The 5,172-nt window shown below is 67.0% G+C and carries 8 protein-coding genes and 1 tRNA gene; 3 read left to right on the top strand and 6 right to left on the bottom strand.

Features of this window, described 5'->3' with window-relative positions; all coding sequences use genetic code 11:
• A partial coding sequence (locus AB0B91_RS64120; protein ID WP_358342802.1) for a hypothetical protein occupies positions 1 to 314 on the top strand: 314 nt, incomplete at its 5' end.
• A 275-nt stretch (positions 315 to 589) separates the two neighbouring features.
• On the opposite strand, the gene AB0B91_RS64115 is transcribed toward AB0B91_RS64120, so the two are convergent.
• The 4 genes from AB0B91_RS64115 to AB0B91_RS64100 all read right to left on the bottom strand — a co-directional run bounded on the left by AB0B91_RS64115 (position 590) and on the right by AB0B91_RS64100 (position 2,738).
• Positions 590 to 763 carry a hypothetical protein gene (locus AB0B91_RS64115; protein ID WP_357661417.1) on the bottom strand — a complete coding sequence of 58 codons (174 nt, stop codon included), beginning with the start codon at positions 761 to 763 and terminating at the stop codon, positions 590 to 592.
• A complete protein-coding gene (locus AB0B91_RS64110; RefSeq protein WP_350685214.1) occupies positions 760 to 978 on the bottom strand; it encodes a hypothetical protein in 219 nt (72 codons plus the stop codon). The genes AB0B91_RS64115 and AB0B91_RS64110 overlap by 4 nt, the downstream gene beginning before the upstream one ends.
• Before the next feature lie 312 nt (positions 979 to 1,290).
• Positions 1,291 to 2,292, bottom strand: a complete 1,002-nt coding sequence (locus AB0B91_RS64105; protein WP_358342800.1) for an IS3 family transposase — start codon at positions 2,290 to 2,292, stop codon at positions 1,291 to 1,293.
• Between the two features lie 5 nt (positions 2,293 to 2,297).
• Positions 2,298 to 2,738: a transposase gene (locus tag AB0B91_RS64100; RefSeq protein ID WP_358342798.1), complete on the bottom strand. Its 441-nt coding sequence runs from the start codon at positions 2,736 to 2,738 to the stop codon at positions 2,298 to 2,300.
• A 369-nt stretch (positions 2,739 to 3,107) separates the two neighbouring features.
• On the opposite strand from AB0B91_RS64100, the gene AB0B91_RS64095 reads away from it, so the two are divergent.
• Entirely contained in the window at positions 3,108 to 4,175 is a 1,068-nt protein-coding gene (locus tag AB0B91_RS64095; RefSeq protein ID WP_357662919.1) for a helix-turn-helix transcriptional regulator, read from the top strand.
• An 11-nt stretch (positions 4,176 to 4,186) separates the two neighbouring features.
• On the top strand, positions 4,187 to 4,600 hold the full coding sequence (locus AB0B91_RS64090; protein WP_358342796.1) for an HD domain-containing protein: 414 nt from the start codon (positions 4,187 to 4,189) through the stop codon (positions 4,598 to 4,600).
• 208 nt (positions 4,601 to 4,808) lie between these two features.
• Here the strand turns inward: AB0B91_RS64090 and AB0B91_RS64085 are convergent.
• A tRNA-Val gene (locus AB0B91_RS64085) sits at positions 4,809 to 4,883 on the bottom strand.
• A 104-nt stretch (positions 4,884 to 4,987) separates the two neighbouring features.
• On the bottom strand, positions 4,988 to 5,172 hold a 185-nt coding region (locus AB0B91_RS64080; RefSeq protein ID WP_358342794.1), incomplete at its 5' end, for a hypothetical protein.

The raw sequence follows: 5,172 nt of genomic DNA, 5'->3' as shown, positions 1-5,172 counted from the left end.
TGACCGTTCGACGACTGCTACTACACACGACGGCGGCCTGCCTCGCGGCGACCGCGCTGACGGCTCTCGTACCGGCCGGGACGGCCCAGGCGGCCTGCACGACGAGCAGCTTCACCGTCGTCTGGGACTACGCGGGCATGTATACCGCCCCCAACGAGTCGACCCTGTACGGCACCCGCCGCTACGGACAGGTCGTCACCGGCCCCACCGGGAACACCGCCAACGGCTGGACAATCACCTACGACTACTGGAACGGCATGGCACTCTGGGCCTACATGAAGGACGCCGCCTTGCAGTACCGCGGCTGCGCCTGAAGCGGAACCGACGGGTGAAGTGACGCCAATCGGCCGGACTGTGTGTCAGAGGGGCAACAATGCGAAAGCCCGTTACCGGTGGTTCCGGTGACGGGCTCGCTTACTGCAACTATTAACGGCGGGCGATACTGGGATCGAACCAGTGACCCCGTCGGTGTGAACTCTCGGCGAGCAGGGCGGATCTGGTTCGATGCGAGGTCAAACGACCTGCTGGGGCGCTTATCGGTACGGTTCGGTTGGCACCGTTGCTGCACTTCGCTGCTGTACTGCTGGCGTCAGACGAGGCGTTGGACGCGGACCTTGGGCTGCTCGTTCCTGAGGTGGCCTTCCTTGTGCTGGCGGACCTGCTCGTCCCAGACCTCCTGGTCGTAGTTCGGGTCCGGCGGGATCCACCTGTGGGAGCCGTCGCTGTAGTGGAACTTCTCGTCGCCGAGCCGCAGGATGCTCACCTCAGCCAGCCGAGGAAGCGTTGGTGCAGCGCCCCCGCCGGCACCCAGGTCAGGTCTTCGGAAGCGCGCACCAGTTGGGCACCCAGGTAGAGGGCCAGGGAAATCGGAGCACCGTCGAACTCTGCGCGCAACTCGCGCTGCCGGGTGCGGCAGGGCCAGGGCGCGTCGCAGCCGCCACAGATCCAGATCGGTAGCACCGGGCCGTGCGTGGTCATGCGCGGCCTCCGAGCAGCGCCGCCGTCAGGGACCGCGCCTGCCGGCTGGTCGCCCAATCTACCTGCCAGCACGGGTACGGCGTGAGCCGCGCCCACCACGCCCGACATCCGGTACACATGCCGTCCATCCCCGGTAGATGTACGACCAAGATCCGGTGTTCCGCCTCGTTGTTCACTGCTCCTCCTTGGCGGGCCAGTGCCCCCGATTGATCGGGATGCGGTGTCGGCTGCGGCAGGGTAGGTCGATCCCACAGCGGCAGATCCACCTCCACTTCCGCCACGACCATGCCGGGCGGTGCGGTAGTTGTCAAGTCAAACTGAGACGGTCTGTTCCTGCTGGGTTGGCTGGTTGATCCAGGCGTGGTCGGGCAGCCTCGGTGCCCGTGGCCGGCGGTTGAACCGGTCCGGGTGGGCGGCGTGCGCCGCGTCGAGGGCGCGTTGGCGTTGCTCACGGATCTGCTCGGCGGTGCCGTAGTGCACCGAGGCTGGGGTGTGCCAGCCGATCCCGGAATGCCGGTGCTCGTGGTTGTAGGCGGTGAAGAAGCCGTCGCAGAAAGCCCTCGCGTCAGCGAGGGACCCGAATCTCTCCGGGAAGTCCGGCACGTACTTCATGGTCTTGAACTGGGCTTCGGAGTACGGGTTGTCGTTCGAGGTCCGAGGTCGGGAATGCGAGCGGAGGACACCGAGGTCGACGAGCATTTCCGATACCGGCTTCGACACCATGGCGCCGCCACGGTCGGCGTGGATGGTGTGCGGCTCGATCCCGTTACGGCTGATCGCGTCGGCCAGGAAGTCGCGGGCTACGACCGCGTCCTCCCCGGCGGCGACGAGCCAGCCGGTGACGTACCGCGAGTAGATGTCGATAACGACGTAACACCGGTACCAGACGCCTTTGACAGGTCCTTTCAACGCGGTGATGTCCCAGGACCACACCTGACCCGGCCCGGTCGCGACCAGCTCCGGACGCACCCGGGGTGGATGGGTCGCCAGCCGGCGTCGTTCCCGGCTCTGCCCGGCCGCACGGGCGATGCGATACATCGTGGACATCGAGCAGTGATAGCGGCCCGCGTCGAGTTCCCGGGCCCAGACCTGCGGGATCGCCAGGTCGGCGTAGGCCGGCGAGTTCAGCACCGCCAGCACCCGGTCGCGTTCGGCCGTGCTGAGCGCCTGCGGCGGCGGGGTCCGGGGCAGCCACGGCCCGTGCCGCGGTCCCACCACCGGTGTCGCCCGGCGGTAGTAGGTCGCCCGCGAGGTCCCGGTCAGCACGCACGCCCGCTGCACCGAGATGTCCGCGTCGCGTAACTCGCCGAACACGGCGGTCAGGATCTCTTCGGCGGGTTGTCGTTGTCCGCGCTCTCGGAGAGTTCTTCCAAGAGCGCGTGTGCTTTTCCCATGATGTCCAACGCCATGCGGGTCTTCTTCAGATCCGCCTGCAGCTTCTCGTTCTGCCGGCGCAGCTTCTCCAGTTCGATCTGTTCTGCGGACTTCTTCACCCGCGGCCCGGCCGCGGCAGTACCGGAATCCGTCCCCGGAGCTCCTACCTGGCCGAGTTGCCCGGCATCCCGAGCCCGTGTCCACTCGATGATGTGCGACGAGTACAAGCCTTCCCGACGCAAGATCGCGCCCTTCTCTCCGTTCGCGGCGTTCTCGTATTCGGCGACCATCGCGAGCTTGTACTCCGGGCTGAAAACCCGCCGCGACGGCTTCGGCGCCGGGTCCCCGCCGCCGGACGCCGGCTGCTTGCCAGATGAAGTGGACACGTACACAAGGATCTCCGATCCCCGCCCTCAGCAGGTCAGCACCCCACTCACACGGGGTGTCTCACACCATCCTGACCAAGAGGGGTGTCGCCGGGCCAGGGTCATCGCGACAGCAATCAGGTACTGGTCGTAGGAGACTCGTCGCCACGGTGGTGTCCTGTCCCGCATCGCTGACTCCCTCCGCCGGGCAGCGCTATACCGCCGGCCCCGCATCACGGGACCGGATCTGGAACGTTCGGTAACTGCGACGCTACGATCACGACGACGGCGGATGGACTCACCCGTAGTACGAGTGAGCAGGCCACATGTCGACCGCAGTATCGGTCTCACGGCGGGAACGTCGACCACCGGTCAACGTAGGGATGACGGATGTCAGGTCGCGGACGATCAGCACTACAGCGCGGCGAGGTGACCGGCTACCTGTTCAAGCTGATCCGGGAGTCCATCCCGTTGACGCAGGAACAGCTCGCCGCCGACCTGGGCGTCGACCGCGTGACCGTGCAGAGCTGGGAATCCGGGCGCCGGCCATTTACCGCAGTGCCGCTCGGGCAAGCGATCACCGTCCGGCACCGGCTCAGACGGCTCGACGCGAACCCAGTCCTGCTCGCCGCACTCGACGACGCCGCCGAGGCAGACTTCATCCTCGCCGCAGTCCTCGACGAACAGGTGGACCGCAGCGACGTTGCCGAACACCCGCTCGGTTGGTCCGTACTCACCCATCGCCTGACCGATCTGATCCTCTGGGCCGTCCTCGGGCAGACACCGGCCTTCGCGAAAGGGCTACCCATCGCTCACCCCCGACGGGGTCCGGTCGCGTCCGGGCCGACCCTGCCCGTTGACGAGCAACGCACGTTCTTCGCGAACCTCCATGTGCTCGCCGAACGCGCAGCCGCCGGACGGGATCCGAGCGTCCTGCTGCACCGGCAAGCCTGCTTCCTCGCCGGCATGGACCCCACCAGGACGGCGGCAGGATGGCTCACCAAGAGCACCACCCGCGCCCTCCCGATGACCGCCTTCCGCACCTGGTCACCGCTGTGGCCGGACGCCCGCTCCGTCGTCACGTCCCTGGCCAACCAGGGCGACCCGGAACCTTTGCGGGACTTCATCGCCCACGCGCACCCAGACGACGCCTGCGAACGAGCAGCCCTCAACTACTCGGCCTACTGGGTGGGCGAGATCCCGTACCACCACCGCGACGACTCCTTCATGCCCGGGCCGCTCGCGGGCTGGCACGGCTCGATCCTTCTTCGGCACCTGATCCAGCGCCTGGAACCCGGGCACCCCTTCGTCGACCTCAACATCCACAACGTCTGGGCTCTACTGGCCGCACGGCGTGGTCTCGCTCTCGACAGCCCCGCCGCGACTCGCGCACTCCTGGATCGCTGTATCCCGCTCCTGGACAGCGACCGGACTTCCGCACGGCGCTCATCGGAATGATGCTCGCCGCCATGGAAGGCGCCGACCCGGCCCGCGTGTCAATGCTCTGCGTCCTGCACGACACTCAGGAAACCCGGATCACCGACATCCCGCACATAGCCAAGCGCTACCTCACCCCCGTACCCAACACCACCGTCACCGCCGACCAGGTCGCCGACTGCCCACCAGCCGTCGCCGACGCCATCACCGCAGCCGTCGCCGAGTACGAGGCGGGTGAGACACCAGAAGCCGTCGTAGCTCGCGACGCTGACAAGCTGGAATGCCTCGTCCAAGCGGTTGAATACCGCCATCAGGGCGTCGACAACGTCCAGCGCTGGATCGACAGCTCACGAGCGGCACTCAAGACCGCCAGCGCCCACCGCCTCGCCGACGCCGCTCTCAGCGGACAACCCCTCGCCTGGCTCACTCCCCCGCCGCCGAGGTGAGCCCAAAGCAATCGCTCACTCAGTCATCAGGAATGAAAGAGGCCCTGATCATCGATGTGATTGGGGCCTCTACACCCACCGCTCCGACGGGCGGGATCAACGCATCCGCGACGCGTTCGCTGACGATCCGCTGATGCCCAACGACAACTGACGATGGAATCAGCAAGAGCCACCCTCTTCCGAGGGTGGCTCTTCTGCGTTACTTCGATGGTGGGCGATACTGGGATCGAACCAGTGACCTCTTCGGTGTGAACGAAGCGCTCTCCCGCTGAGCTAATCGCCCTCAGCGCCGCTGACTCTACCTGATCGAGGGACCGGACCGGAAATCCGGGGTCCGCGTGCCGCGCGACGGGCGGTCGCACCGGCGACCTGCCAGGTCAGCCCGGATCAGTGCGTCGCCAGGTAGTGCAGCGCCTCGGCGACCACGTCGATGCCGAAGCTGTACTTGAGCGACAGCCAGACCACCGAGCCGACGAAGACCAGGCCGACGGAGCCGAGCAGGAAGCGTACGCCCAGCGACCGGTCCTTCACCCACTGCGTCCAGTTGTGTACGTGCCGGCGGGTGAAGCAGA

Source organism: Nonomuraea sp. NPDC049141, from assembly GCF_040648415.1.
Classification (GTDB): Bacteria; Actinomycetota; Actinomycetes; order Streptosporangiales; family Streptosporangiaceae; genus Nonomuraea.
This window is presented reverse-complemented; position numbering and strand designations above follow the sequence as displayed.